At 60.3% G+C, this 24,614-nt stretch carries 24 protein-coding genes and 1 tRNA gene; 14 read left to right on the top strand and 11 right to left on the bottom strand.

Annotated elements, in window-relative coordinates:
* The first annotated feature begins 54 nt into the window (after positions 1–54).
* The 3 genes from ICY20_RS10860 (at position 55) to ntrC (ending at position 3,298) form a co-directional block, all read left to right on the top strand.
* Positions 55–480, top strand: a complete 426-nt coding sequence (locus ICY20_RS10860) for a cupin domain-containing protein (RefSeq protein ID WP_194937467.1) — start codon at positions 55–57, stop codon at positions 478–480.
* A gap of 299 nt (positions 481–779) precedes the next feature.
* Positions 780–1,865, top strand: a complete 1,086-nt coding sequence (glnL, locus tag ICY20_RS10865; protein ID WP_159960321.1) for a nitrogen regulation protein NR(II) — start codon at positions 780–782, stop codon at positions 1,863–1,865.
* On the top strand, positions 1,862–3,298 hold the full coding sequence (gene ntrC, locus ICY20_RS10870; protein ID WP_048723367.1) for a nitrogen regulation protein NR(I): 1,437 nt from the start codon (positions 1,862–1,864) through the stop codon (positions 3,296–3,298). Before glnL ends, ntrC begins: the two co-directional genes overlap by 4 nt.
* A 534-nt stretch (positions 3,299–3,832) precedes the next feature.
* On the opposite strand, the gene ICY20_RS10875 is transcribed toward ntrC, so the two are convergent.
* Positions 3,833–4,273 carry a hypothetical protein gene (locus ICY20_RS10875; RefSeq protein ID WP_159960323.1) on the bottom strand — a complete coding sequence of 147 codons (441 nt, stop codon included), beginning with the start codon at positions 4,271–4,273 and terminating at the stop codon, positions 3,833–3,835.
* Between ICY20_RS10875 and ICY20_RS10880 the strand changes: the two genes are divergently transcribed.
* Positions 4,272–4,727, top strand: coding sequence for a tRNA (cytidine(34)-2'-O)-methyltransferase (locus ICY20_RS10880; protein WP_003171120.1), 456 nt, complete (start codon positions 4,272–4,274; stop codon positions 4,725–4,727). The genes ICY20_RS10875 and ICY20_RS10880 overlap by 2 nt on opposite strands.
* Positions 4,728–4,853: 126 nt before the next feature.
* Here ICY20_RS10880 and secB read toward each other — a convergent pair whose 3' ends face one another.
* The 3 genes from secB to ICY20_RS10895 are packed head-to-tail and all read right to left on the bottom strand — an operon-like array spanning position 4,854 to position 6,034.
* Positions 4,854–5,333, bottom strand: a complete 480-nt coding sequence (gene secB, locus ICY20_RS10885) for a protein-export chaperone SecB (protein ID WP_003171119.1) — start codon at positions 5,331–5,333, stop codon at positions 4,854–4,856.
* Between the two features lie 34 nt (positions 5,334–5,367).
* Complete coding sequence (gene grxC, locus ICY20_RS10890; RefSeq protein WP_122485639.1) at positions 5,368–5,619, bottom strand: glutaredoxin 3; 252 nt, start codon at positions 5,617–5,619, stop codon at positions 5,368–5,370.
* Between the two features lies 1 nt (position 5,620).
* Entirely contained in the window at positions 5,621–6,034 is a 414-nt protein-coding gene (locus tag ICY20_RS10895; RefSeq protein WP_159960325.1) for a rhodanese-like domain-containing protein, read from the bottom strand.
* A gap of 150 nt (positions 6,035–6,184) precedes the next feature.
* Between ICY20_RS10895 and gpmI the strand changes: the two genes are divergently transcribed.
* The 5 genes from gpmI to ICY20_RS10920 all read left to right on the top strand — a co-directional run bounded on the left by gpmI (position 6,185) and on the right by ICY20_RS10920 (position 13,056).
* The gene (gene gpmI, locus ICY20_RS10900) at positions 6,185–7,711 is read left to right on the top strand and encodes a 2,3-bisphosphoglycerate-independent phosphoglycerate mutase (protein WP_159960327.1); all 1,527 of its coding nucleotides are present in this window, start codon (positions 6,185–6,187) and stop codon (positions 7,709–7,711) included.
* Positions 7,712–7,971: 260 nt separating this feature from the next.
* Entirely contained in the window at positions 7,972–9,267 is a 1,296-nt protein-coding gene (locus tag ICY20_RS10905) for a murein hydrolase activator EnvC family protein (protein ID WP_159960329.1), read from the top strand.
* A gap of 30 nt (positions 9,268–9,297) precedes the next feature.
* Entirely contained in the window at positions 9,298–10,614 is a 1,317-nt protein-coding gene (locus ICY20_RS10910) for a S41 family peptidase (RefSeq protein ID WP_159960331.1), read from the top strand.
* A 1-nt stretch (position 10,615) separates the two neighbouring features.
* Positions 10,616–11,401 (top strand): divergent polysaccharide deacetylase family protein, encoded by a 786-nt coding sequence (locus tag ICY20_RS10915; RefSeq protein WP_159960333.1) that lies wholly within the window; start codon positions 10,616–10,618, stop codon positions 11,399–11,401.
* 65 nt (positions 11,402–11,466) lie between these two features.
* The gene (locus ICY20_RS10920; RefSeq protein ID WP_194937468.1) at positions 11,467–13,056 is read left to right on the top strand and encodes a trypsin-like peptidase domain-containing protein; all 1,590 of its coding nucleotides are present in this window, start codon (positions 11,467–11,469) and stop codon (positions 13,054–13,056) included.
* A 193-nt stretch (positions 13,057–13,249) separates the two neighbouring features.
* Here ICY20_RS10920 and ICY20_RS10925 read toward each other — a convergent pair whose 3' ends face one another.
* The 7 genes from ICY20_RS10925 to ICY20_RS10955 all read right to left on the bottom strand — a co-directional run bounded on the left by ICY20_RS10925 (position 13,250) and on the right by ICY20_RS10955 (position 19,105).
* Positions 13,250–14,005 carry a substrate-binding periplasmic protein gene (locus ICY20_RS10925; RefSeq protein WP_159960337.1) on the bottom strand — a complete coding sequence of 252 codons (756 nt, stop codon included), beginning with the start codon at positions 14,003–14,005 and terminating at the stop codon, positions 13,250–13,252.
* Between the two features lie 67 nt (positions 14,006–14,072).
* The gene (gene hisF / locus ICY20_RS10930; RefSeq protein WP_003171107.1) at positions 14,073–14,843 is read right to left on the bottom strand and encodes an imidazole glycerol phosphate synthase subunit HisF; all 771 of its coding nucleotides are present in this window, start codon (positions 14,841–14,843) and stop codon (positions 14,073–14,075) included.
* 9 nt (positions 14,844–14,852) lie between these two features.
* Positions 14,853–15,590: a 1-(5-phosphoribosyl)-5-[(5-phosphoribosylamino)methylideneamino]imidazole-4-carboxamide isomerase gene (gene hisA / locus ICY20_RS10935; protein WP_003187784.1), complete on the bottom strand. Its 738-nt coding sequence runs from the start codon at positions 15,588–15,590 to the stop codon at positions 14,853–14,855.
* Positions 15,591–15,629: 39 nt separating this feature from the next.
* Positions 15,630–15,887, bottom strand: a complete 258-nt coding sequence (locus ICY20_RS10940) for a DUF2164 domain-containing protein (RefSeq protein WP_159960339.1) — start codon at positions 15,885–15,887, stop codon at positions 15,630–15,632.
* Positions 15,888–16,526, bottom strand: a complete 639-nt coding sequence (gene hisH, locus ICY20_RS10945; protein WP_159960341.1) for an imidazole glycerol phosphate synthase subunit HisH — start codon at positions 16,524–16,526, stop codon at positions 15,888–15,890.
* Complete coding sequence (gene hisB / locus ICY20_RS10950; RefSeq protein WP_003218037.1) at positions 16,526–17,119, bottom strand: imidazoleglycerol-phosphate dehydratase HisB; 594 nt, start codon at positions 17,117–17,119, stop codon at positions 16,526–16,528. Before hisB ends, hisH begins: the two co-directional genes overlap by 1 nt.
* A gap of 324 nt (positions 17,120–17,443) precedes the next feature.
* Positions 17,444–19,105, bottom strand: coding sequence for an OFA family MFS transporter (locus tag ICY20_RS10955; protein WP_159960343.1), 1,662 nt, complete (start codon positions 19,103–19,105; stop codon positions 17,444–17,446).
* 326 nt (positions 19,106–19,431) lie between these two features.
* Between ICY20_RS10955 and ICY20_RS10960 the strand changes: the two genes are divergently transcribed.
* The 5 genes from ICY20_RS10960 to ICY20_RS10980 all read left to right on the top strand — a co-directional run bounded on the left by ICY20_RS10960 (position 19,432) and on the right by ICY20_RS10980 (position 24,603).
* Positions 19,432–21,639, top strand: coding sequence for an AsmA family protein (locus tag ICY20_RS10960; RefSeq protein WP_194937469.1), 2,208 nt, complete (start codon positions 19,432–19,434; stop codon positions 21,637–21,639).
* The gene (mutY, locus tag ICY20_RS10965; protein WP_194937470.1) at positions 21,636–22,703 is read left to right on the top strand and encodes an A/G-specific adenine glycosylase; all 1,068 of its coding nucleotides are present in this window, start codon (positions 21,636–21,638) and stop codon (positions 22,701–22,703) included. The genes ICY20_RS10960 and mutY overlap by 4 nt, the downstream gene beginning before the upstream one ends.
* Positions 22,700–22,972: an oxidative damage protection protein gene (locus ICY20_RS10970; protein ID WP_135289115.1), complete on the top strand. Its 273-nt coding sequence runs from the start codon at positions 22,700–22,702 to the stop codon at positions 22,970–22,972. Before mutY ends, ICY20_RS10970 begins: the two co-directional genes overlap by 4 nt.
* 103 nt (positions 22,973–23,075) lie before the next feature.
* Positions 23,076–23,151, top strand: a tRNA-Phe gene (locus ICY20_RS10975).
* Positions 23,152–23,442: 291 nt separating this feature from the next.
* A complete protein-coding gene (locus tag ICY20_RS10980; RefSeq protein WP_194937471.1) occupies positions 23,443–24,603 on the top strand; it encodes a Fic family protein in 1,161 nt (386 codons plus the stop codon).
* Positions 24,604–24,614: the final 11 nt, after the last annotated feature.

Here is a 24,614-nt window from a genome sequence, read left to right on the forward strand (position 1 = left end):
CGCCAAGTTCGGTACACATAGCCTTACCGGCCAATTCCCTGACTGGACGGAACCATGGACACTTTCAAATGCTTAATTGCGACCGCAGCCTGTCTGTCTGTACTCGGCTGCAGCAGCCAACTCAAAGAGACGCCACAAATCGAGCGAGAAATCCTGCTCGAGAGCAGCGAATCATGGGACGGAACGCCTTATGAAGCGTATCCCGCCGGCGCGCCGCAACTCACCCTGCTACGGCTCAAGATCCCTGCGAATACGCAGCTGCCCTGGCACAGCCACCCAATGCCCAACGCCGCCTACATCGTCTCGGGAGAGTTGATCGTTGAAACCCGCGATGGAACGCTCAAGCGCACCTTGAAGCAGGGGCAGACCCTGGCCGAGATGGTCGCAACCGTGCATCGCGGCATGACGGGCAACGCACCTGTGGAACTGCTGGTCTTCTATGCCGGAACACAAGGCATGCCACTGTCACAGCCTCACTGACCCTCCCCCCTAGAGGTTGATTACGCGCAAGCGAGCATCAAAAAAGATCAACCTCAACACTTCCTGAACAACCTTCACAAAATCGCACTATATTGGTGCGATAGATTGCACCCTTCCCACCTGCCCAGCCCATTTTGGTTCGAAACTTCCCGAGCAAGCTGGCAGAACGCCACAGTTTCGCGCCTAAAACCCCCATTTCAGGCCTTTAGCGCTTCTTTTCGGAGCCTTGGTTTGGTTTTTGCATTTTCCTTGTATCAGCGTGTGCCTCAAGCCCGCGCCTTGCTCCAAAAGAGGTCCTGATGACCATCAGCGATGCACTGCACCGTTTGTTACTCGACAACCTGACCACCGCGACCATCTTGCTCAATGACGATTTGCGCCTTGAGTACATGAACCCGGCGGCGGAGATGCTCCTGGCCATCAGCGGCCAGCGCAGCCATGGGCAGTTCATCAGCGAATTGTTCACCGAGTCGGCCGAAGCCTTGAGCTCGCTGCGCCAGGCGGTGGAGCAGGCACACCCGTTCACCAAGCGCGAAGCGATGCTCACGGCCCTCACCGGCCAGACGCTGACCGTCGACTACGCCGTGACCCCGATCCTGAGCAACGGCGCCACCCTGCTGTTGCTCGAAGTTCACCCTCGCGACCGTCTACTGCGCATCACCAAGGAAGAGGCGCAGCTGTCCAAGCAGGAGACCAGCAAGATGCTGGTGCGCGGCCTGGCCCACGAAATCAAGAACCCCCTCGGCGGTATTCGCGGCGCGGCGCAGCTGCTGGCCCGCGAGCTGCCAGAGGAGCACCTCAAGGACTACACCAACGTCATCATCGAAGAAGCCGACCGCCTGCGTAATCTGGTAGACCGCATGCTCGGCTCCAACAAGCTGCCTTCGCTGGCGATGACCAACGTGCACGAAGTGCTGGAGCGCGTTTGCCACCTGGTCGAGGCCGAGAGCCAAGGCTGCATCAACTTGGTGCGCGACTACGACCCAAGCATTCCCGACGTGTTGATCGACCGTGAGCAGATGATCCAGGCGGTGCTCAATATCGTGCGCAACGCCATGCAGGCCATCAGCAGCCAGAACGAACTGCGCCTGGGCCGCATCAGCCTGCGCACTCGCGCCCTGCGCCAGTTCACCATCGGCCATGTGCGCCATCGCCTGGTGACCAAGGTCGAGATCATCGACAACGGCCCGGGCATTCCTGCGGAACTCCAGGAAACCATTTTCTTTCCCATGGTCAGCGGCCGCCCGGACGGTACCGGGCTGGGCCTGGCCATTACCCAGAACATCATCAGCCAGCACCAGGGACTGATCGAATGTGAGAGCCATCCCGGCCACACCACGTTCTCGATCTTTCTGCCTCTGGAACAAGGAGCCCCATCGACATGAGCCGTAGTGAAACTGTCTGGATCGTCGATGACGACCGTTCTATCCGCTGGGTCCTCGAGAAAGCCTTGCAACAGGAAGGCATGACCACCCAGAGCTTCGACAGCGCTGACGGCGTGATGAGCCGCCTGGCGCGTCAGCAGCCGGACGTGATCATCTCCGATATCCGCATGCCCGGCGCCAGCGGCCTGGACCTGTTGGCCCGCATCCGCGAGCAGCACCCGCGCCTGCCGGTGATCATCATGACTGCGCACTCGGACCTGGACAGCGCTGTCGCGTCCTATCAGGGCGGCGCTTTTGAGTACCTGCCAAAACCGTTCGACGTGGACGAGGCGGTGGCGCTGGTCAAGCGCGCCAACCAGCACGCCCAGGAACAACAAAACCAGGAAGCCCCGCCAGCCCTGACCCGCACCCCGGAAATCATCGGCGAAGCGCCGGCGATGCAGGAAGTGTTTCGCGCCATCGGGCGTTTGAGCCACTCCAACATCACCGTGCTGATCAACGGCGAGTCGGGCACTGGTAAAGAGCTGGTGGCCCACGCCCTGCACCGTCACAGCCCACGGGCGGCCTCGCCGTTTATCGCGCTGAACATGGCAGCGATTCCGAAAGACTTGATGGAGTCCGAGCTGTTCGGCCATGAGAAAGGCGCATTCACCGGCGCGGCCAACCTGCGTCGCGGGCGCTTTGAGCAGGCCGACGGCGGCACGCTGTTCTTGGATGAAATCGGCGACATGCCGGCTGATACCCAAACGCGCTTGCTGCGGGTGCTGGCAGACGGCGAGTTTTATCGCGTGGGCGGGCACACGCCGGTCAAGGTCGACGTGCGCATCATCGCGGCAACCCACCAAAACCTGGAAACCCTAGTGCACGCGGGCAAGTTCCGTGAGGACTTGTTCCACCGCCTCAACGTCATCCGTATCCATATCCCGCGCATGTCGGACCGTCGCGAAGACATCCCGACCCTGGCCCGCCACTTCCTCAGCCGCGCCGCCCAGGAGCTGGCCGTCGAGCCCAAGCTGCTGAAAAGCGAAACCGAGGAATACCTGAAGAACCTGCCGTGGCCCGGCAACGTACGCCAGCTGGAAAACACCTGCCGCTGGATCACCGTAATGGCGTCCGGCCGCGAAGTGCACATCAGCGACTTGCCGCCGGAGCTGTTGAGCCTGCCGCAGGATTCGGCACCGGTGACCAACTGGGAGCAGGCCTTGCGCCAATGGGCCGACCAGGCCTTGGCACGCGGCCAGTCCAACCTGCTGGACAGCGCCGTGCCGGCGTTCGAGCGAATCATGATCGAGACTGCGTTGAAACACACCGCCGGCCGCCGCCGCGATGCTGCGGTATTGCTGGGTTGGGGGCGTAATACCCTGACGCGCAAGATCAAGGAGTTGGGGATGAAGGTCGATGGTGGGGATGATGACGAGGGTGACGACGCCTGACACCGCTCTAACATCCAACAAAAATCAATGTGGGAGGGGGCTTGCTCCCGATAGCAGTGGGTCATTCACAGCACCTGTGCCTGATACACCGCCATCGGGAGCAAGCCCCCTCCCACATTTGGGTCTCCATAAGTTTTGGGACTGTGCACCGCTTCAATGCACCATGAACCGGCATCGGGCACTGATCCAAAAACTGAAACTACGGCCTCGCTGAGAAAATTTTGAAACCCAAAAACACCAAAGCCCCGTATCCCGGGGCTTTGCGCTTTATGAAGAAATTTTTTGGCACAACTTGGCGACTCTGGCACGCGCCCTGCAATAACCCCTGTACAACCCAGTTTCGGGGACCTTGGTACAGGCAGGCCGAGAATCCCCTCTTTACACCCGGGGTGCTAGATGCGAACCGCGTCGCGCCCCACACCCGTTTCGGGAACCTCGGTACAGGCAGGCCGGGGATTCCCTCTTTAACACCGAAGCCTTTGGCTTCACCCCGTTTTGGGAGCCCTGGTACAGGCAGGCCGGGAACTCCCTCTTTTATTGCTCTTGGAGATGGATCTCCAGCCGCCAGCGGTCATCGACCTCTTCGCCCTTCCACTCCCCGCGCAATGGCCGAGCCGCCACCAGGTTTAATAGCAAGCCACCATCGGTCTTGCGCACGCGCCAGTTCACATCCTTGTCATTGACCTTGAGTTGCCCGCTGGCAGCCTTGCCCTGCGCGTCGAACAGCAACGCCACGGTGCCGTCGATATGTTCGCCGTGCAGCTTGGGCTCGCTGTTGAACCACACCACCACGCCGCCTGCCGCCGTCTCGACCTGCTGCAACTCAACAGGGTCCGAAGTGGTCAAGCGACCGATCATCAGGCCCACCATCACGCCGACAATCGCCAATGAGCCCATGACCTTCGGCATTAGCTTCGGTCTTGGGTCCTCTTCGGGGGTAGAATGCAGCGCATCTTTACCTTCGGAGCCGTGCATGTTTCACGTCATCCTTTTTCAACCAGAGATTCCGCCGAATACCGGCAACGTTATCAGGCTATGCGCCAACAGTGGCTGCCACCTGCATTTGATCGAGCCCCTGGGCTTCGACATGGACGACAAGCGCCTGCGCCGCGCCGGGCTGGACTACCACGAGTACGCCACGCTCAAGCGCCACGCCGACTTGGCCAGTTGCCTGGAAAGCCTGGGGCATCCACGGTTGTTCGCGTTCACCACCAAGGGCTCGCGGCCGTTTCATGATGCCAGCTTTGCAGAGGGCGATGCCTTTCTGTTCGGCCCGGAAAGCCGTGGCCTGCCAGCTGAGGTGCTCGACGCGTTACCTGACGGTCATCGCCTGCGCTTGCCGATGCGTGAGGGCTGCCGCAGCTTGAACCTGTCCAACACCGTTGCTGTTGCCGTCTACGAAGGCTGGCGCCAACTCGGTTTCAAGTAGCACACATAACAAATGTGGGAGGGGGCTTGCCCCCGATGACGGAGTGTCAGTCGACATCTATGTGACTGATCCACCGCTATCGGGCGCAAGCCCCCTCCCACATTGGGTTCTGCATCGCGTTCGAGATTACTGAACGGTCGACGAACCTTCCTGTTGCATGCGCTGCAGCTCTTGAGCGTACAAGGCATCGAAGTTCACCGGAGCCAGCATCAACGCCGGGAACGAGCCACGGGTGACCAGGCTGTCCAGGGTCTCACGGGCATACGGGAACAGGATGTTCGGGCAGAACGCGCCCAGGGTGTGGCTCATGGATGCTTCGTCCAGACCCTGGATCAGGAAGATACCGGCCTGTTGCACTTCAGCAATGAACGCCACTTCTTCACCGTTCTTGACGGTCACCGACAGGGTCAGCACGACTTCGTGGAAGTCGCCTTCCAGAGCTTTTTGACGGGTGTTCAGGTCGAGCGCGACGCTTGGGGTCCATTCCTGGCGGAAGATGGCCGGGCTTTTCGGCGCTTCGAACGACAGGTCACGCACGTAGATGCGCTGCAGCGAGAACTGTGGGCCTTGGTCTTGCGCAGCTTCGGTGTTCTGTTGGTCAGTCATCGCAGATCCTTGTGATCTTGGGGTCTTTTAGGGGTTAGGCGAGCAGCGCATCAAGCTTACCGGCGCGCTCCAGGGCAAACAGGTCGTCGCAACCACCGATGTGCTTGGTGCCGATCCAGATTTGCGGCACGGACGTGCGCCCCGCCTTCTGGGCCATTTCGGCACGCACCTGGGGTTTGCCGTCGACCTTGATCTCTTCGAAGGCAACGCCCTTCTTCTCCAGCAAAGCCTTGGCCCGCATGCAGTAAGGGCACCAATCGCTGGAGTACACGACAACCTGGCTCATGTCACTTCACCAGCGGCAGGTTATCGGCCTTCCAGCTGCCGATACCGCCGGACAGTTTGGCGGCAGTGAAACCGGTCTTGAGCATTTCGCGGGCGTGGGTGCCGGCGTGCTGACCTTGAGCGTCGACCAGGATGATGGTCTTGGCCTTGTGTTTTTCCAGCTCGGCCAGGCGTGCGATCAGCTTGTCCTGTGGGATGTTCAGGGCGCCGACGATATGGCCAGCGGCGAAATCCTTGGCTGGGCGGATATCAACCACCACGGCTTCATCCTTGTTGACCAGCGCGGTCAGCTCCGCCGTGCTCAGGCTGCGGCCACCACGGCTCACTTCATGAGCAATCAGCAGCGCCAGCAGGATGACGAAGGCACCCACGAGCAGGTAGTGGGCAGTGGCAAATGCAATCAGGTGATCAACCATCAAGGAGGTTCCAGGGCGTTAAAATGGCGGTAAGTATACACAGCCGTCAGGGGGGGCCAACCCCCGTAAAGCGGTGACGTGGTCGGAACTTCGCTTTAAACTGCCACTCCCTTTTCAATCGCCTTCCTTATTACTGCCACGAGAGGATCTATGACTACTACGCCTAAACCTTTGGTCCTGATAATTCTCGATGGCTTCGGACACAGTGAAAGTCACCACGACAACGCGGTATACGCGGCCAGGAAGCCGGTCCTCGACCGCCTGACCGCCACCGTACCCAACGGTCTGATCTCCGGCTCCGGCATGGATGTGGGCCTGCCGGACGGCCAGATGGGCAACTCGGAAGTCGGCCACATGAATCTGGGCGCCGGACGAGTGGTCTATCAAGACTTCACCCGCGTGACCAAAGCGATCCGCGATGGCGAGTTCTTCGAGAACCCGACCATCTGCGCCGCCGTCGATAAAGCTGTCGCTGCCGGCAAGGCCGTGCACTTCATGGGCCTGCTGTCCGATGGCGGCGTACACAGCCACCAGGACCACTTGGTCGCCATGGCCGAATTGGCCTTCAAGCGCGGCGCCGACAAGATTTACCTGCACGCCTTCCTCGATGGCCGCGACACCCCGCCCAAAAGCGCGCAATCGTCCATTGAGCTGCTGGACGCCACCTTCGCAGCGCTGGGCAAGGGTCGCATCGCAAGTATCGTGGGCCGTTACTTCGCCATGGACCGTGACAACCGCTGGGACCGCGTATCCCAGGCCTACAACCTGATTGTCGACGGCCAGGCCGAATTCAACGCCGCCACCGCCCAGCAAGGCCTGGAAGCCGCCTACGCCCGTGGCGAAAGCGATGAATTCGTCAAAGCGACCACCATCGGCGAGCCAGTGAAAGTCGAAGATGGCGACGCCGTGGTGTTCATGAACTTCCGCGCCGACCGCGCCCGCGAGCTGAGCCGCGTGTTTGTCGAAGACGGTTTCACAGAGTTCGAGCGCGCCCGCCAGCCGAAAGTGCATTACGTCGGCCTGACCCAGTACGCCGCGAGCATCCCTGCACCGGCCGCTTTCGCACCGGGCAGCCTGGAAAACGTGCTGGGTGATTACCTGGCCAAAAACGGCAAGACCCAACTGCGCATTGCCGAAACTGAAAAGTACGCCCACGTGACCTTCTTCTTCTCCGGCGGGCGTGAAGAACCGTTCCCAGGCGAAGAGCGCATCCTGATCCCGTCGCCCAAGGTCGCCACCTACGACCTGCAGCCAGAAATGAGCGCGCCGGAAGTCACCGACAAGATCGTCGACGCTATTGATAACCAGCGTTATGACGTGATCGTGGTCAACTATGCCAACGGCGACATGGTGGGCCACAGCGGCAACCTGGCAGCGGCGACCAAGGCCGTGGAATGTCTGGACACCTGCGTCGGCCGCATCGTTGAAGCACTGGAAAAAGTCGGCGGCGAAGCGCTGATCACCGCCGACCACGGCAACTGCGAGCAGATGTCGGATGAATCCACCGGCCAGGCGCACACAGCGCACACCACCGAACCGGTGCCGTTCATCTATGTTGGCAAGCGTGATTTGAAAGTGCGTGAAGGCGGCGTGCTGGCGGATGTGGCGCCGACCATGCTGAAGCTGATGGGGCTGGAAAAGCCTGTTGAAATGACCGGTACTTCGATCCTGGTGTGATCTAAAGCACACCGCATAACCAGTGTGGGAGCGGGCTTGCTCGCGAAAGCGGTAGTTCAGTCGATATCTTCGGCGACTGACACTCCGTATTCGCGAGCAAGCCCGCTCCCACATTGGTTTTGTAGCGCTTTCAAAGATGTCTTTCTGCCATCCCGCCGCCACTCGGCGCCTAACTTACTCCCCACCCCGAATTGGGCGTTTTTTTTGCAGCGCTTGCCGGGCATACTAGGCCGTCCATTTCCCTGGTGTCGCCCGCCTCTATGCTTCGCGCCTTGATTACCCTTGCTCTTGTCTGCCTGCTCCAACCGGCGTTTGCCGATGAGCGTGCACAAACCCAACAACAGTTGGACGCTACGCGTCAGGACATTACCGAGCTGAAAAAACTGCTCGGCAAGCTCCAGGAAGAAAAATCCGGGGTGCAAAAAGACCTGCGCGGCACAGAAACCGAGATGGGCAAGCTGGAGAAACAGGTCCAGGAGCTGCAAAAAGAACTAAAGAAGAGCGAGTCGGAACTGGAGCGACTCGACGCTGAGAAAAAAAAACTCCAGAGCGCACGCGTTGAACAGCAACGCCTGATCGCGATCCAGGCTCGCGCTGCTTATCAGAACGGCCGTCAGGAATACCTCAAGCTGCTGCTCAACCAGCAGAACCCCGAGAAATTCGCCCGCACCCTCACGTATTACGACTACCTGAGCAAGGCACGCCTGGAGCAATTGAAAAGCTTCAACGAGACCCTGCGCCAACTGGTCAACGTTGAGCAGGAAATCGCCAATCAGCAGTCGCAGCTCGAAGACCAGCAAAACGCCCTCACCGCCCAGCGCGACGAGCTGGAGAAGGTGCGCAAGGAGCGCCAGCTGGCCCTGGCCAAGCTCAATGACGACGTAAAGGCCCGCGACGCCAAGTTGCAGGCCCGCGAGCAAGACCAGGCCGACCTGGGCAAAGTGCTCAAGACCATCGAAGAAACCCTTGCCCGTCAGGCACGTGAGGCAGAAGAAGCGCGGCAGAAAGCGCTGATCGCCCAGCAGGAAGCCGAAAAAAAGCGCCAGCGTGAGGCCGAGCTGGCCGCCACCTCGGACGCCCCGGCCCCGCGTAAACCGGCACATGCAGCGCCTGGCCCGCTGGTTTCCAGCGCCGGCGAGTCGTTTGGCGGTGCATTTGGTTCAGCTCGCGGCAAACTTCCATGGCCCGTTGATGGTCGACTACTGGCACGCTTCGGTGAAACCCGTGGTGATGACACCCGCGCCAAGTGGGATGGCGTGATGATCAGCGCCTCCGCCGGCAGCCAGGTGCACGCCGTTCACGGTGGGCGCGTGGTGTTTGCCGATTGGCTGCGCGGTGCCGGTTTGTTGGTGATTCTTGACCACGGTAATGGCTATTTGAGCCTTTACGGCCACAATCAGACTTTACTCAAGTCGGCAGGTGATGTTGTAAAAGCCGGTGAATCCATCTCCACTGTCGGTAACAGTGGTGGCCAGGACACCCCGGCGCTGTACTTCGCTATTCGTCAGCAGGGTCGCCCGAGCGATCCTGCACAATGGTGCCGTTCCCAAGGATAGGGCCGCATCTACATTAGGAGTTCGTTCGACATGCTGCATTTGTCCCGCCTTACATCGCTGGCTCTGACGATCGCCCTGGTGATCGGCGCGCCTTTGGCTTTTGCCGACCAGGCCGCCCAGACTGCGCCTGCTGCCACGGCCGCGACCACCAAGGCGCCATTGCCGCTGGACGAGTTGCGCACCTTTGCCGAGGTCATGGACCGCATCAAGGCAGCCTATGTCGAACCCGTAGACGACAAGACCCTGCTGGAGAATGCCATCAAGGGCATGCTCAGCAACCTCGACCCGCACTCCGCCTACCTCGGCCCGGAAGATTTTGCCGAGCTGCAAGAAAGCACCAGCGGCGAATTCGGCGGCCTGGGCATTGAAGTCGGCGCCGAAGACGGCAACGTGAAGGTAGTGTCGCCAATCGACGACACCCCGGCGTCGAAGGCCGGCATCCAGGCTGGCGACTTTATCGTCAAGATCAACGGCCAGCCAACACGTGGCCAGACCATGACCGAAGCCGTCGACAAGATGCGTGGCAAAATCGGCCAGAAGATCACCCTGACTCTGGTACGCGACGGCGGCAACCCGTTCGACGTGACGCTGACCCGCGCAACCATCGTGGTCAAGAGCGTGAAGAGCCAGCTACTGGAGTCGGGCTACGGTTACATCCGTATCACCCAGTTCCAGGTCAAGACCGGCGACGAAGTGGCCAAGGCCCTGGCCAAGCTGCGCAAGGACAACGGCAAGAAACTCAACGGCATCGTGCTCGACCTGCGTAACAACCCAGGCGGCGTGTTGCAGGCGGCGGTCGAGGTGGTAGACCACTTCATCACCAAAGGCCTGATCGTCTACACCAAAGGCCGCATCGCCAACTCCGAGCTGCGCTTCTCGGCCACCGGCAACGACCTCAGCGAGAACGTGCCATTGGCCGTGCTGATCAACGGCGGCAGCGCCTCGGCCTCGGAAATCGTCGCCGGCGCCCTGCAAGACCAGAAGCGCGGCGTGCTGATGGGCACCACCAGCTTCGGCAAAGGCTCGGTACAAACCGTGCTGCCGCTGAACAACGAGCGTGCGCTGAAGATCACCACCGCGCTGTACTACACGCCGAACGGCCGCTCGATCCAGGCCCAGGGCATCGTGCCAGACATCGAAGTACGCAAGGCCAAGATCACCAACGAGATCGACAGCGAGTACTACAAAGAGGCTGACCTGCAAGGTCACCTGGGCAATGGCAACGGCGGTGCCGACCAGCCAACCGGCAGCAGCAAGAAAGCCAAGCCGATGCCGCAGGACGACGACTACCAACTGGCCCAGGCGCTGAGCCTGCTCAAGGGCCTGAGCATCACGCGCAGCCGTTGATATGCGCTTTGCCCTGATCATCGCTGTACTGTGCAGCTTGGCCGGAGTCGCCCACGCGACCCCGGCCAGCGAGCCACACAAAGCCTACCTGACCCTCATCATCGACGACCTTGGGCAAAACCTGCCCAGGGATCGCCGCGTGCTGGCACTGCCCGGCCCCGTGACCACGGCAATCATGCCAGACACCCCCCACGCCGCCGAATTCGCCCGCGAAGCCCACAAGGCCGGCAAGGTCGTGATCCTGCACATGCCGATGGACCCAGCCACCGGCCCGTTCGCCTGGCACCCCGAGTTGCCTATCGAGGAACTGGGCAAGCGCCTGGATGCCGCCTTCAAGGCCGTGCCCTATACCGCCGGCATCAACAACCATATGGGCAGCCGCATGACCGCACAGCCCGCGGCCATGGCCTGGCTGATGGCCGAGCTGCAACGACGCAACAAGTTTTTTGTGGATAGCCGCACCAGCGCGCAAACCGTCGCCGCCGCCGAGGCGCAGAAGATCGGCCTGGCCAGCGTCTCGCGGGACGTATTCCTGGATGACGAGCGCACTGAAACAGCCATCACCACGCAGTTGCAGACGGCCATCAAACTGGCGCACAAACAGGGCTCGGCGGTGATGATCGGCCACCCGTATCCGCAAACCCTCGCGGTGCTGGAGCGCGAACTGCCCAAGCTCAAGGCCCAGGGTGTGGATTGGATCGATATCAAGCTGATGATCAGTGTGCGCAGCAACCAGGCGATGGCAGGGCATGGCAAGGATGGCACCTACCGACCTGCTGCTAGATAAGTACCGCTTGCGCCCTGTCCCAACCCTGAATAGTGAGCCCTTCACCTCACGATTCAGGACCCCTCATGAACATCACCCACATTGCCCTTACCGGGCTGCTGCTTGGCAGCCTGCCAGCTGCGCTGATGGCCACACCCAAGGACTTCGGCGAAGGCTTGGTCAACACCACCCCCGCGCGCCTGCTCACCAATGCTCGCCATGAACACGCGCATTGGAACGGCGTCGGCCGCATCCGCAACGAAGCCCAGACCCTGTGTACGGCCACATTGCTGGACACCCGTGACGCCACCGGAAAGTCCGGCCCGGCGTACGTGCTCACCAGCAGCCATTGCCTGCATCGCCTAAATGGTGCCGTGCAAAAAGACCTGCCGATCAAGGGCAGCATCAGCTTCAACTATTTCGACGACACCCTGGAGTCGATCAAGACCTACCCGCTCAAGACCATGAAATGGGGCAGCAGCCAAGGCGTCGACCTGGCGATTATCGAATTGAAGGCCACGTTGGCGGATCTGCTCAAAGACGGCATCAGCCCGCTGAAGCTCGCCGATGAAGTACCCGCCGATGGTAACGACATCCTCGCACTCGCCGCCCCCGAATGGGACACCCTGCACCTCTCGGCCTGCGCCCAGCAAAGCTCCCGGGAATTGGTGGAGCAACCGTTCGTATGGCGCGTCACCATGAAAAACCAATGCCAAGGCATCGCTCACGGCAGCTTTGGCGGGCCGTTGCTCGACCGGGCAACCAATACGGTGTTCGGCATTCTCAGCACCAGCACTGCAGGCCAACCCGAGGAGCGCAAATGCCAGCGGGACTCGCCCTGTGAAATCAATAACGGGCAGCCCACCTGGCACCCTGACACGAACTACGGCAGCCCCGTGGTGTTCCTCAACCAGTGTTTTGCAGGCGGGGTGCTGCAGACCGACAACGAGCACTGCGACCTCTATCCGATCACTTCGATCACCTTCAGAAATCCGGAGCCGATCCAGCAGTACTTCGTGAAGAAGCCCGGCGGCAAAAGCAAAGATATCGTGCCCCGCTGGAACTTGACGTTCACCACCAATACCCCTTTCTACCGCTACAAAACCACACGACGCGCCATTGAATGCGAAAACCCGGTGAACTACAGCTCACCGATCACTGCCGAGAACGCCTACATCAACAGCGCTATCGGCCCACAGACGGGCATGCATATGCTGTGCATCGTCGGCGTAGCCTCCGCCGAGCAACCGGTCACCAACGGCATGATGAGAAATGCCCTTACCCTCGCGGTAGAACTCGCCGAACCCGGCCCTGCGCGCACCCCCAACCTGACCATCAGCCTCGATAGGATTGGGCTCGGCGCCTACACCTTGATCTGGAACCTGGCGCCGCCTTTTATGCAGCGCTACACCTATAAATACGGGCCCGCAGCAACCACCGACTGCCTGCGCCCCGCCGGTTTCCTGCCGATCCCTGCCCCGCCCTTGACCGACGATGAGGACGACGAGGAGCCCATCGAACTGGTGTATCCACTTAACGATTCCCCCGCCATGCCCCCGGAGCAATTCGCCCAAGTGATCAACGTCAGAAGCGCGCCCATCAAGGTCTGTACGTATGCGTTCGACCAGGCAGACCAGCCATCGACCCTGCGGGTCGACCTGCTTAAACCCCGTTGAGTGAAGCCTGCATAGCTATCACTTCGCACTGCCCGGACTGATCAAAAGTGAGTCCTCCAAACCACCGGAGAGTTCACCGATGTCCCCATTGCAATTCAAGGACCTGTTCATCAGCCTCACCTGCGAGCTCTTGCCACTCTGGAACGACAAGCGCTAAGGCCCCCGTATCGAAGAGCCTGCCGTGGAACCGGCGTCAGAGGTAGCCAGCCATGATCCGGTCAACAACGCCCTCGCCCCGTAACTGATCGAGTGCCGCCTGTAATTTGGCCACCACCTCATCCGGCACCTGCTTGTTAAGCGCCAGGTACAACTGGGCACTGTTGAAGCGCAGTACGGTCTTCAGGCCTGTCACCCCCACCTGGCGCGCCAGGTAACGCCCGGCAGGGTCGCCGGTGGCCCAAAGGTCGATCTGGCCATCCAGCAGCTTTTGCGCGTTATCCTGATCGCGTAGCACCACCACCGGGTTAAGGCCCTGCTTTTCAAGGGTCTGGGCGATGGCATCGCCCTTGTAGGCGCCGATCTTATAGCGACGGGCGTGCTCAAGGTCGGTCAGTTGGATCTTGCTGTCGGCCTTGGCCAGCAGCACCCAATCGTCCGGGCCGATGGGGCCGACCCATTTGAACAGGGCTTCGCGGTCCGGCAGGCGGGCCATTACGAACACGCCGTAGCCGGGTTTTTCCAGGGCGAGTTTGTAGATTCGCTCCCAAGGAAAACGCAGGGTGAGGTTGTAGGAAATGCCGGCACGCTTGAAGGTCTCGCGCACGATATCCACGGCGATGCCTTCGATGTTGTCTTCCTTGGCGAAGTTCTTGCCGTTCTTCGCCATGTTGTACGGCGGGAAGTTTTCCGTCAGCAGCACCAGGGCAGTACCGGACGGCTCCTCGGCATGGGCCGAGCCCGTCAAAAGGATGGACGTACTGGCGAGGGCAAGCAGAAGCTTTTTGAACATGAAGGGCTACCGGAATCCATGGCAAGCGCAGAGAGTGCCGCGCACTTGCCACGGTGTCCAGCAGCGTTTAGCGAACGACGATACCGCGCGCCGCCATGTAGGCCTTGGCCTCGGGAACGGTGTATTCGCCAAAGTGGAAAATACTCGCCGCCAACACCGCACTGGCATGGCCTTCGATCACGCCGTCGGCCAGATGCTGCAGGTTGCCGACGCCGCCTGAAGCGATCACCGGGATGCCCAGCGCGTCGCTGATGGCGCGGGTTACGCCGAGGTCGAAGCCGTTCTTCATGCCGTCCTGGTCCATGCTGGTCAGCAGGATTTCCCCGGCGCCCAGGCCTTCCATCTTCATCGCCCACTCCACCGCATCCAGACCGGTAGGCTTGCGACCGCCGTGGGTGAAGATCTCCCAACGCGGGGTTTCGCCCGGGCCCGAGACCTTCTTGGCGTCGATGGCCACCACGATGCACTGCGAGCCGAAATGCTGCGCCGCTTCGCCAACAAACTCGGGGTTGAACACCGCTGCTGTGTTGATCGAGACCTTGTCCGCACCGGCGTTGAGCAGGTTGCGGATGTCTTGCACGGTGCGCACGCCACCGCCCACGGTCAGCGGGATAAACACCTGGCTGGCCATGCGCTCGACGGTATGCAACGTGGTGTCGCGCCCGTCAACGCTGGCGGTGATGTCGAGAAAGGTAATCTCGTCGGCACCTTGCTCATCGTAGCGACGGGCAATTTCCACCGGGTCGCCGGCGTCGCGGATGTTCTCGAACTTGACGCCCTTGACCACGCGACCGTTGTCGACGTCCAGGCAAGGGATGATGCGTTTGGCCAGCGCCATGGTCAGTCCTCAGCCGTTGTAGGCATCGCAGTAAGCCTGGGCTTCGGCGACGTCCAGGGTACCTTCGTAGATCGCACGGCCGGTGATCGCGCCGATGATGCCAGGGGCCTTGGCGTCCAAGAGTGACTTGATGTCGCCCAGGTTGTGGATACCGCCCGAAGCGATCACAGGGATCTTGGTCGCGGCGGCCAGCGCAGCGGTGAACGGCACGTTGCAGCCCTGCATCATGCCGTCTTTGGCGATGTCGGTATAAACGATGGCAGACACGCCATCAGCTTCGAACTGCTTGGCCAGGTCGATCACTTGCACGGTGCTGATCTCAGCCCAGCCGTCGGTGGCGACGAAACCGTCTTTGGCATCCAGGCCGACAATCACTTTGCCAGGGAAGGCGCGGCAGGCTTCGGCAACGAAGGCCGGATCTTTCACGGCCTTGGTGCCGATGATCACGTAGCTCACGCCCGCCTTGACGTAGTGCTCGATGGTTTCCAGGGAGCGGATGCCGCCGCCGATCTGGATCGGCAGGTTCGGGTAGCGCTTGGCGATGGCGGTAACCACTTCGCCGTTGACCGGCTGGCCTTCGAAGGCGCCGTTCAAGTCCACCAGATGCAGGCGACGGCAGCCTCCTTCTACCCATTTGGCAGCCATGCTCACCGGGTCATCGGAGAACACGGTGGAGTCTTCCATACGGCCTTGGCGCAGACGTACGCAGGCGCCGTCCTTGAGATCGATAGCGGGGATAATCAGCATCTGGCAAACCTTATTCGATATTCAGCAATGCTTGGGAAATCAGGGTTTCTCAAGCGACCACAGGTCGCTTTCGATGCTTTCGAACCTTTCTTTAAGGAGCGTCTGTGCATCGAAAACCGCCCGGTTGTAATAGTGAGGGGCCACTTCGGTGGTGAATAACTCAAGAATCTCGGCGACCTCGAACGAGCCCAGCTTGAGCTCGAAGCGCTCTTCCATGAACCGCTTGATCTTGAGGGTAGCCTCACTCTCCTGCTCGGGAGTGAGGTTCAAGACCGGCACCTTCGGCTTCTTGGCCATTTACCAGCGACCATCCCAAGCGGCGAAGTTCTGCAGCAATTGCAGGCCATGGGTATGGCTCTTCTCCGGGTGGAACTGCACGGCAAAGCGCGAACCTTCGGCCAGCGCGGCAGCAAAATCGACGCCGTAGTGCCCGCCACCTACCACCTGGCGCGGGTTACCGGCGGCGATGTAGTAGCTGTGCACGAAGTAGAAACGCGCCAGATCGGGGATGTCGTGCCACAGCGGGTGGTCGACGGTCTGGCTGACTTCGTTCCAACCCATGTGCGGGACTTTCAGGTGGGCGCCGTCTTCATGCAGGTCCTTGCCGAAGAACTTCACCTGGCCTGGGAACAGGCCAATACAATCGACGCCGTCGTTCTCTTCACTGCGGTCGAGCAAGGCTTGCATGCCCACGCAAATACCGAGAAACGGGCGGTCCTGGCTGACTTCACGTACCAGGCTGTCAAAGCCCAGGCGACGGATCTCGGCCATGCAATCGCGAATCGCGCCAACACCGGGAAACACCACCCGGTCGGCTTCGCGAATCACCTTGGCATCGCTGGTGATCAGCACCTTGCCGGCACCTACGTGTTCGAGGGCCTTGGCCACCGAGTGCAGGTTACCCATGCCGTAATCGATAACCGCGACCGTCTGCATTACAAAACGCCCTTGGTCGAGGGCATTTGCCCGGCCATGCGGTCATCAAGCTCTACGGCCATGCGCAGGGCGCGGCCGAAAGCCTTGAACACGGTTTCGATCTGGTGGTGGGTGTTGGTGCCGCGCAGGTTGTCGATGTGCAGGCTGACAAGTGCGTGGTTGACGAAACCCTGGAAAAATTCCTGGAACAGGTCGACGTCAAAACCGCCCACGGTGGCGCGGGTGTAGGGCACGTGCATCTGCAGGCCTGGGCGGCCAGAGAAGTCGATGACCACACGAGACAGCGCTTCGTCCAGCGGGACATAGGCGTGGCCGTAGCGACGGATGCCTTTTTTGTCGCCGATGGCCTTGGCAAATGCCTGGCCGAGGGTGATGCCAACGTCTTCCACCGTATGGTGGTCGTCGATATGCAGGTCGCCCTTGCTGACGATATCCAGGTCGATCAGCCCGTGACGGGCGATCTGGTCCAGCATGTGCTCAAGAAAAGGTACACCGATATCAAATCGGGCCTTTCCGGTGCCATCCAGGTTGATCGAGGCTTTGATCTGGGTTTCCAGAGTGTCGCGCTCGACGGACGCCTTACGTTCGGCCATCACCAGCTCCGCAAAATCATTGGGCGAAAAAGGCAGCCATTATAGGCACGCGGGCGCTAAACAGAAACATCGGAGGGGATAAGACTGATGGAGTGTCGGGGATAGACATGTGCATACATGTGAGCGCCCCTGCCTGAGGGCTAGCTTGTTGTGGTGAGCGGGCTTGCCGCGCGCTGGGCTGCGTAGCAGCCCCCATGACACCACCGCGCGCTTTCAGGTAGAGCGCGACGGCGGCATTTGGGGCTGCTGCGCAGCCCAGCGCGGGGCACGCCCGCTCACCACATAAGCCCATTCACCACAACAATCCCATAGGGATGCTCAGTGTTAGTGGAACAATACCGCCGTCTTCTGCAAGGTCACCCACACACCCCATGCCAACGGAATACCCACTACCAGCCAGGCCGCAATGGCCAATGGCACGCTACCGGACGCTGCTTTCCACTCCAGAGACGTGGTGGCATCTGCGCCCTTGTCATGACCCAGCGCCTGTTCGGCCGCCAGTTCGGCGTCGGTCATGAAGTACTTGTCGGCCACCGGGCGCACCAGCATGTTGCAGATGAAACCCAGCACCAGCAGGCCCGCGAGGATATACAAGGTGATGTCATAGGCCGCAGCGCGTTCAACGCCGATGCTCAACTGATATTCACGCAAGTAGTTCACCAGTACCGGGCCCAGCACACCCGCCGCCGCCCAGGCAGTCAGCAGACGACCGTGGATCGCGCCCACCATCTGCGTGCCGAACAGGTCGGCCAGGTACGCAGGCACCGTCGCAAAACCACCGCCGTACATCGACAGGATGATGCAGAACGCGGCCACAAACAGCGCCACGTTGCCCAAGTGCCCCAGGTTCGGGATCAGCGCGTACAGGGCAAAGCCCAGGGCGAAGAACACGAAGTAGGTGTTTTTGCGGCCCAGGTAGTCGGAGAACGACGCCCAGAAGAAGCGGCCACCGATGTTGAACAGGCTCAACAGGCCGGTGAAGCCCGCTGCAATAGCGGCGATGGACGCCAGTTGACCCGCATCCAGTTGACCAAACGGCACATCCACACCCAGCAACTTGCCGCCGAACACTTCTTGCAACAGGGGCGAAGCCATGCCGAGGATGCCGATACCAGCCGATACGTTCAGGCACAGCACCAGCCACACCAGACGGAATTGCGGGGTTTTCCAGGCCACGTTCACGTGCACGTGACGGTGGGTGATCATCGAATTGCTGGCTTTTTTCGCCGGTGCAGTCCAGCCCTCAGGCTTCCAGCCGGTTGGCGGAACGCGGTAAGACAACGCGCCGCCAATCATGAACACGAAGTAGATCGCGGCCATCACCAGGAAGCTCTGCCATACACCAACGCTGTCAGGCGTGGCGAAGTGGCCCATCAATGCTGCCGCCAACGGAGCGCCCACCATGGCGCCGCCGCCGAAGCCCATGATCGCCATGCCGGTAGCCATACCGCGTTTGTCCGGGAACCACTTGATCAGGGTCGACACCGGCGAGATATAGCCCAGGCCCAGGCCGATACCGCCAATGACCCCGGAACCGACCCACATCAGCCAGATCTGGTGGGTATAGATACCCAACGCCGAGATCAACAGGCCGCCACACCAGCACAACGCCGATACAACGCCCGCCTTGCGTGGCCCGGCATGTTCCAGCCAACCGCCCCAGATCGCTGCCGAGCAGCCCAGGAAGATGAAGAACAGGGTGTAGATCCAGCCCAGCATGGAGATGGGCCAGTCGCATTGGGACGAGAAGACTTGAGTGATAAAGCTCATGTCCGGCGCGCAAGCGACCGGTTTGGTGATGCCCAGCGCCTTGGACAACGGCAGCCAGAACACCGAGAAACCGTAAGCCATGCCGATGCACAGGTGGATGGCCAACGCGGCCGGCGGAACCAGCCAGCGGTTGAAGCCGGGCTTGGCGATGATGCGTTCCTTGGACAGGAACGCAGGCTGTGCGGCAGTTGAAGCTGCCACAGTGCTAGTGCTCATTGGTGTTTCCCCCAGTTGTTAGTATGTGTCCGTCAGGCGCTCTCTCCCTCGGCCTTGCACGCAGAGCGTTGGCCGTTGTTGTTGAGTAAAGCTCCATTTGAGCGCGACGCTATGTCGCAGAAGGCAGACGAACCCGCGCAGATTAGCACCTGTGGATGACAGAAAAACCAAACTGATATCACCTTTTTCGGGATATCTGTTTTGTTTGACGCCAAATTCCCGTTTTGCGGGTCGTGGATACAATGTAACGATCTACGAACTGACGTACGGTGCCGGGCGTTATACTCTGCGACCAAATTTTTAAATCGACATACAAGGACTCGCCCATGAAAGCGTTCGGCAAAATCCTGGGTCTGGTACTTCTCGGGCTGTTGCTGATCATTGTGGCGCTGGGCTTTGCCCTGACCCACCTCTTCGATCCCAACGACTATAAAGACGAGATTCGCCAGATTGCCCGCGACAAGGCCCACATCGAGCTGACGCTCAATGGCGACATCGGCTGGAGCCTCTTCCCCTGGCTTGGCCTTGAGCTGCACGAAGCCAGCGTGGCGACGCTGACCAACCCGACCCAACCGTTCGCCGACCTGCAGATGCTCGGCCTGTCGGTACGCGTGCTGCCGCTGCTGCGCCGTGAAGTGCAGATGAGCGACGTACGCGTCGAAGGCCTGAACCTGCGCCTGAACCGCGACAAGCAGGGCCACGGCAACTGGGAAGACATCGGCAAGAACGTTTCCCAGACAACAGCTGGCGCACCCGCAACCGTCGAGCAGCCCGCCGACGAGCCGCAAAAGGCGTCCAAACCCATCCGCCTGGACATCGACAGCCTGACCATCAACAACGCCCGCGTCGAATACAACGACGAGCAGACCGGCAAGCAGTTCAGCGCCGAGAGCATCCAGTTGAGCGCCGGTGCCGTGCATGAAGGCGCCAGCATTCCGGTGAAACTCACGGCCTTCTTCGGCAGCAACCAGCCGGTGATGCGCGTCAAGACCGAGCTCAATGGCAACCTGCGCATCGAGCGCGCCCTCAAGCGCTATCAGTTCGAAGACATGAAAATCAGCGGCGAAGCCACGGGCGAACCGCTGCAAGGCAAGACCGTGACCTTCTCCACCCAGGGCCAGCTGTTGTTGGACCAGGCTGCGAACATCGCCGAATGGACCAACCTGAAACTGTCGGCCAACCAACTGCGCGCCCTGGGCGAGCTGAAGGTCAACAGCCTGGACAAGACCCCGCAACTGAGTGGCGCCCTGTCCATCGCCCAGTTTGACCTGGCCAAGTTCCTCGACAGCGTCGGCAGCCCGTTGCCGCCAATGGCCGAGGGCAGCCTGAGCAAGGTCGAACTGGTCAGTCGCCTCACCGGCACGCCTACCAGCCTGGCGCTGGACGACCTAAACCTGAAACTCGACGGCAGCACCTTCACCGGTCGTCTCGCGGTGGAAGACTTCGCCAAGCAGTCGCTACGGGTTCAGCTCAAGGGTGACACCTTCAACGCCGATAACTACCTGCCCGCCAAGTCCGAATCCGCTAAAGGCGCAACGGCCGCTCGCCAGGCCGAGGTGCAAAACAGCGAAGCCGGAGCCATGGCCGCCGGTGGCACTACCCCGCTGCCAGATGCACCGACAAAAGGTGCCTGGAGCACCGACAAGCTGTTGCCACTGACGCGCCTGCGTACGCTGGACGTCAACGCTGACCTGTCCTTCGGCCAACTGACCCTGAGCAAACTGCCGATCCAGGACGCTACGCTGAAAGCCACCGGCCTCGACGGCCAGCTCAAGCTCGACACCCTCAGCGGCGGTCTCTACAACGGCACCTTCCAGGCCAACGGCAACCTTGATGTGCGCCAGGATATTCCGGTGCTGGCGCTGCAAACCTATATCAAGCAAGTCCCGGTCGAGCGCATCCTGCAAGCCCAGGGAAAAACGCCGCCGGTGAAGGGCCAAATCACCCTCGACAGCAACCTCACTGGCCGTGGCAACAGCCAAAAAGCCCTGATCGACAGCCTCAACGGCACTGCCAGTTTTGTGATCAACAACGGCGTGCTGCTCAACGCCAACCTTGAACAGCAACTGTGCACCGGCATCGCGCTGCTCAACCGCAAGACCTTGAGCACTACGCCACAAGGCAAGGACACCCCGTTCCAGGAATTGAAGGGTAACCTGACATTCCGCAACGGCGTAGCCAGCAACCCAGACCTAAAAGTGCGTATTCCTGGCCTCACCGTGAACGGCAACGGCGACATCGACCTGCGTGTACTGGGCATGGATTACCGCGTCGGCATCATCGTCGAAGGTGACCAGCGCGACGTGCCGGACCCAGCCTGCCAGGTGGGCTCCAACTTCCAGAACATCGAAGTACCGCTGCGCTGCCGTGGCCCGTTGGAACTGGGCGCCAAGGCCTGCCGCCTGGACAAGGATGGCCTCGGCCAGGTCGCGATCAAGGCGGCGGGTAATCGCCTCAACGAGAAGCTTGAAGAGAAGCTCGACAAGGTCAATCCGAAGCTCAAAGACGCACTGAAAGGCCTGTTCAATCGATGAGAAACGAGCAATTTTCAGAGGCGGTCCTCAATTGGTACGACCGCCACGGTCGCCATGACCTGCCCTGGCAACAGGGCATCACGCCTTATCGGGTGTGGGTCTCGGAGATCATGCTGCAACAGACCCAGGTGAGCACCGTGCTCAATTACTTCGACCGGTTCATGGCCTCGCTGCCGACGGTCGAAGCCCTGGCCGCTGCGCCAGAAGATGAAGTGCTGCACCTATGGACCGGCCTGGGTTACTACACCCGGGCGCGCAACCTGCAGAAGACCGCGAAGATCGTGGTGGCCGAATACGGCGGCGAGTTTCCCAAGGACGTGGAAAAACTCACCGAGTTACCAGGCATCGGCCTGTCCACGGCCGGTGCGATCGCCAGCCTGAGCATGGGCCTGCGCGCGCCGATCCTCGACGGCAACGTCAAACGCGTGCTGGCACGCTTTACCGCCCAGGAGGGCTACCCAGGCGAGCCCAAGGTGGCCAAGCAGTTGTGGGCCACCGCAGAGCGCTTCACGCCCTTTGATCGCGTCAACGCCTACACCCAGGCAATGATGGACATGGGCGCCACCCTGTGCACCCGCAGCAAGCCAAGCTGCCTGCTGTGCCCGCTGGAAAAAGGCTGCGAAGCCCACATGCTCGGCCTGGAAACACGCTACCCGATCCCCAAGCCACGCAAGACCATCCCGCAGAAGCGCACGCTGATGCCGCTACTGGCGAATGCCGAGGGCGCGATTCTGCTTTACCGTCGCCCCTCTACGGGCCTGTGGGGCGGTTTGTGGAGCTTGCCAGAGCTGGACGACCTGCAAGACCTGGAACACCTCGCCCACCAGCACGCGCTGGAGCTGGGTAAGCAACAGGCACTGCCGGGGCTGATCCACACCTTCAGCCACTTCCAACTGGCCATCGAACCCTGGCTGGTCCAGGTCGAGGAATCCGCCCACCACGTGGCCGAGGCCGACTGGCTCTGGTATAACCTCGCCACCCCGCCGCGCCTGGGCCTTGCCGCCCCGGTGAAAAAACTGCTGAAGCGCGCGGCCGATGTATTGAATGCAGGAGTGTCGTCATGACCCGCACCGTAATGTGCCGCAAGTACAAAGAAGAACTGCCAGCCCTGGAACGCCCTCCCTACCCAGGCGCCAAGGGCCAGGACATTTACGACCACGTCTCTGCCAAGGCTTGGGCCGACTGGCTGAAACACCAGACCCTGCTGATCAATGAAAAGCGCCTGAACATGATGAACGCCGAAGACCGTAAATACCTGGCGGGCGAAATGGACAAGTTCTTTTCCGGCGAGGATTACGCCAAGGCCGACGGCTACGTTCCACCTGCTCAATAATTGATCAAAAACCGGGGTCGGTACGTAAGCGACGGTAATAATTAAATATTTTTTGAAAACTTGCTTGACGACCCCCTGAAAAACCCGTTTAATGCGCCCCGTTGCCCAGATAGCTCAGTCGGTAGAGCAGGGGATTGAAAATCCCCGTGTCGGCGGTTCGATTCCGTCTCTGGGCACCACTAATTAGTTTTAGGTGGTGCTAACACCATCTGAAACACACGAGAAACCCGCCTAGTGCGGGTTTTTTGTTGCCTGGGATTTTATCCTCCCAACCCCACCCCATACGCCTGCTTCCCGATCTGGAAGAGAGGCCGTGCAAAATGCAGTTCCGTTTCAGATGTTTTTCACTTATCTCAAATTCAATTTTGAGATAGTGTTGGGCCTAATCAGGCCCTCAACGCCCACTTTACGGGCGTTTAAGCGCACTATTTTTGAGATAACCAAAAACCAATCTTGAGATATTTCCCAATATGCCCGAGTTTCTTCACCACGATCTTGAGCTTTTGAACCCCTCGTTCGACTCAGGCCTGGTTGACGTACTGGGCGAACTGGAACATCTGAGGCGCCTGCAATTGGGTGGCGACACACCGCCCGCCGTGTTCTTCCAACTCAAAGACCTGTTCCACACACTGGAAAGCCTAGGCTCCGCCCGCATTGAAGGTAATCACACCACGCTGGCCGACTACATCGAAAGCAAGGTTGACGGGACAGCCGAGGGTTCCGATCAGCTACGAGAGATCGCGAACATCGAAAAGGCCATGGACTACGTTGAAAGCATTATCCAGCCAGGCTCAGACCTTACCGAATTTGCCATTCGCGAAATTCACGCAATAACAGTCCAAGGGCTTCAGCGCGAAGGTGATCGGACGCCCGGCGCCTACCGAGAAGCAGGTGTACGCATAGCCCAGTCAGACCACCTCCCCCCGGATCCCGTGATGGTGCCGGGATACATGCAAGAGCTGGTCACCTTCGTCAATAAGCAGGATGCCCCCAAATACGATTTGATGAAGGTTGCCCTGGCTCATCACCGATTTGGCTGGATTCACCCCTTTGGCAACGGCAACGGCAACGGCCGTGTCGTACGCCTTCTTACGTATGCACTATTGATGAAATACGGCTTCAATGTCAGCACAGGCGGCCGAGTACTCAACCCCACCGCTGTGTTCTGTATTAATCGAGAAAAATATTACGAAATGCTGTCCACCGCAGACACGGGCACCAAAGAAGGCCTTGAAGCCTGGTGCACCTATGTGCTCGCAGGCATCAAGGATGAACTGGAGAAGGTCAGCAGACTGACCGATTACGGGTATCTGACCAAACACATCCTTGCCCCAACGATTGCACTGGCAAAAGATCGCGAATGGATAACGCCGCTGGAGGAAAAAATCCTTATCACGGCCATTCAACTGAAAGTCGTCAAAGCTGGCGATATCGCCGACGCCCTTCCAATGCTGTCAGCCCCACAAAGAACCTATCAGATAAAAAAACTGGTGGATCAAGGCATGCTGCTCCCTATCAACCCAGGCGCACGGCAGTACACCATTGGCTTCTCAAACAACTACTTGATCAGAGGCGTAATCAAATCTCTGCGCGACGAGGGCTTCATCCCAGAGCAACTGGATCAACCCTAGACTGCAGTTTT

Source organism: Pseudomonas pisciculturae (assembly GCF_015461805.1).
In the GTDB taxonomy this organism is placed as follows: domain Bacteria; phylum Pseudomonadota; class Gammaproteobacteria; order Pseudomonadales; family Pseudomonadaceae; genus Aquipseudomonas; species Aquipseudomonas pisciculturae.

What these genes read in the sequence shown, in the direction of transcription:
- glnL (WP_159960321.1), top strand. Translation starts at nt 780, where the DNA reads ATGACCATCAGCGATGCACTGCACCGTTTGTTACTCGACAACCTGACC.
- ICY20_RS10905 (WP_159960329.1), top strand. Translation starts at nt 7,972, where the DNA reads ATGCTTCGCGCCTTGATTACCCTTGCTCTTGTCTGCCTGCTCCAACCG.
- ICY20_RS10980 (WP_194937471.1), top strand. Translation starts at nt 23,443, where the DNA reads ATGCCCGAGTTTCTTCACCACGATCTTGAGCTTTTGAACCCCTCGTTC.
- secB (WP_003171119.1), bottom strand. Translation starts at nt 5,333, where the DNA reads ATGACTGACCAACAGAACACCGAAGCTGCGCAAGACCAAGGCCCACAG.
- mutY (WP_194937470.1), top strand. Translation starts at nt 21,636, where the DNA reads ATGAGAAACGAGCAATTTTCAGAGGCGGTCCTCAATTGGTACGACCGC.
- gpmI (WP_159960327.1), top strand. Translation starts at nt 6,185, where the DNA reads ATGACTACTACGCCTAAACCTTTGGTCCTGATAATTCTCGATGGCTTC.
- ICY20_RS10910 (WP_159960331.1), top strand. Translation starts at nt 9,298, where the DNA reads ATGCTGCATTTGTCCCGCCTTACATCGCTGGCTCTGACGATCGCCCTG.
- hisF (WP_003171107.1), bottom strand. Translation starts at nt 14,843, where the DNA reads ATGGCGCTGGCCAAACGCATCATCCCTTGCCTGGACGTCGACAACGGT.
- grxC (WP_122485639.1), bottom strand. Translation starts at nt 5,619, where the DNA reads ATGAGCCAGGTTGTCGTGTACTCCAGCGATTGGTGCCCTTACTGCATG.
- ICY20_RS10970 (WP_135289115.1), top strand. Translation starts at nt 22,700, where the DNA reads ATGACCCGCACCGTAATGTGCCGCAAGTACAAAGAAGAACTGCCAGCC.
- ICY20_RS10925 (WP_159960337.1), bottom strand. Translation starts at nt 14,005, where the DNA reads ATGTTCAAAAAGCTTCTGCTTGCCCTCGCCAGTACGTCCATCCTTTTG.
- ICY20_RS10860 (WP_194937467.1), top strand. Translation starts at nt 55, where the DNA reads ATGGACACTTTCAAATGCTTAATTGCGACCGCAGCCTGTCTGTCTGTA.
- ntrC (WP_048723367.1), top strand. Translation starts at nt 1,862, where the DNA reads ATGAGCCGTAGTGAAACTGTCTGGATCGTCGATGACGACCGTTCTATC.
- ICY20_RS10895 (WP_159960325.1), bottom strand. Translation starts at nt 6,034, where the DNA reads ATGGTTGATCACCTGATTGCATTTGCCACTGCCCACTACCTGCTCGTG.
- hisH (WP_159960341.1), bottom strand. Translation starts at nt 16,526, where the DNA reads ATGCAGACGGTCGCGGTTATCGATTACGGCATGGGTAACCTGCACTCG.
- ICY20_RS10915 (WP_159960333.1), top strand. Translation starts at nt 10,616, where the DNA reads ATGCGCTTTGCCCTGATCATCGCTGTACTGTGCAGCTTGGCCGGAGTC.
- ICY20_RS10875 (WP_159960323.1), bottom strand. Translation starts at nt 4,273, where the DNA reads ATGCACGGCTCCGAAGGTAAAGATGCGCTGCATTCTACCCCCGAAGAG.
- ICY20_RS10955 (WP_159960343.1), bottom strand. Translation starts at nt 19,105, where the DNA reads ATGAGCACTAGCACTGTGGCAGCTTCAACTGCCGCACAGCCTGCGTTC.
- hisA (WP_003187784.1), bottom strand. Translation starts at nt 15,590, where the DNA reads ATGCTGATTATCCCCGCTATCGATCTCAAGGACGGCGCCTGCGTACGT.
- hisB (WP_003218037.1), bottom strand. Translation starts at nt 17,119, where the DNA reads ATGGCCGAACGTAAGGCGTCCGTCGAGCGCGACACTCTGGAAACCCAG.
- ICY20_RS10880 (WP_003171120.1), top strand. Translation starts at nt 4,272, where the DNA reads ATGTTTCACGTCATCCTTTTTCAACCAGAGATTCCGCCGAATACCGGC.
- ICY20_RS10960 (WP_194937469.1), top strand. Translation starts at nt 19,432, where the DNA reads ATGAAAGCGTTCGGCAAAATCCTGGGTCTGGTACTTCTCGGGCTGTTG.
- ICY20_RS10920 (WP_194937468.1), top strand. Translation starts at nt 11,467, where the DNA reads ATGAACATCACCCACATTGCCCTTACCGGGCTGCTGCTTGGCAGCCTG.
- ICY20_RS10940 (WP_159960339.1), bottom strand. Translation starts at nt 15,887, where the DNA reads ATGGCCAAGAAGCCGAAGGTGCCGGTCTTGAACCTCACTCCCGAGCAG.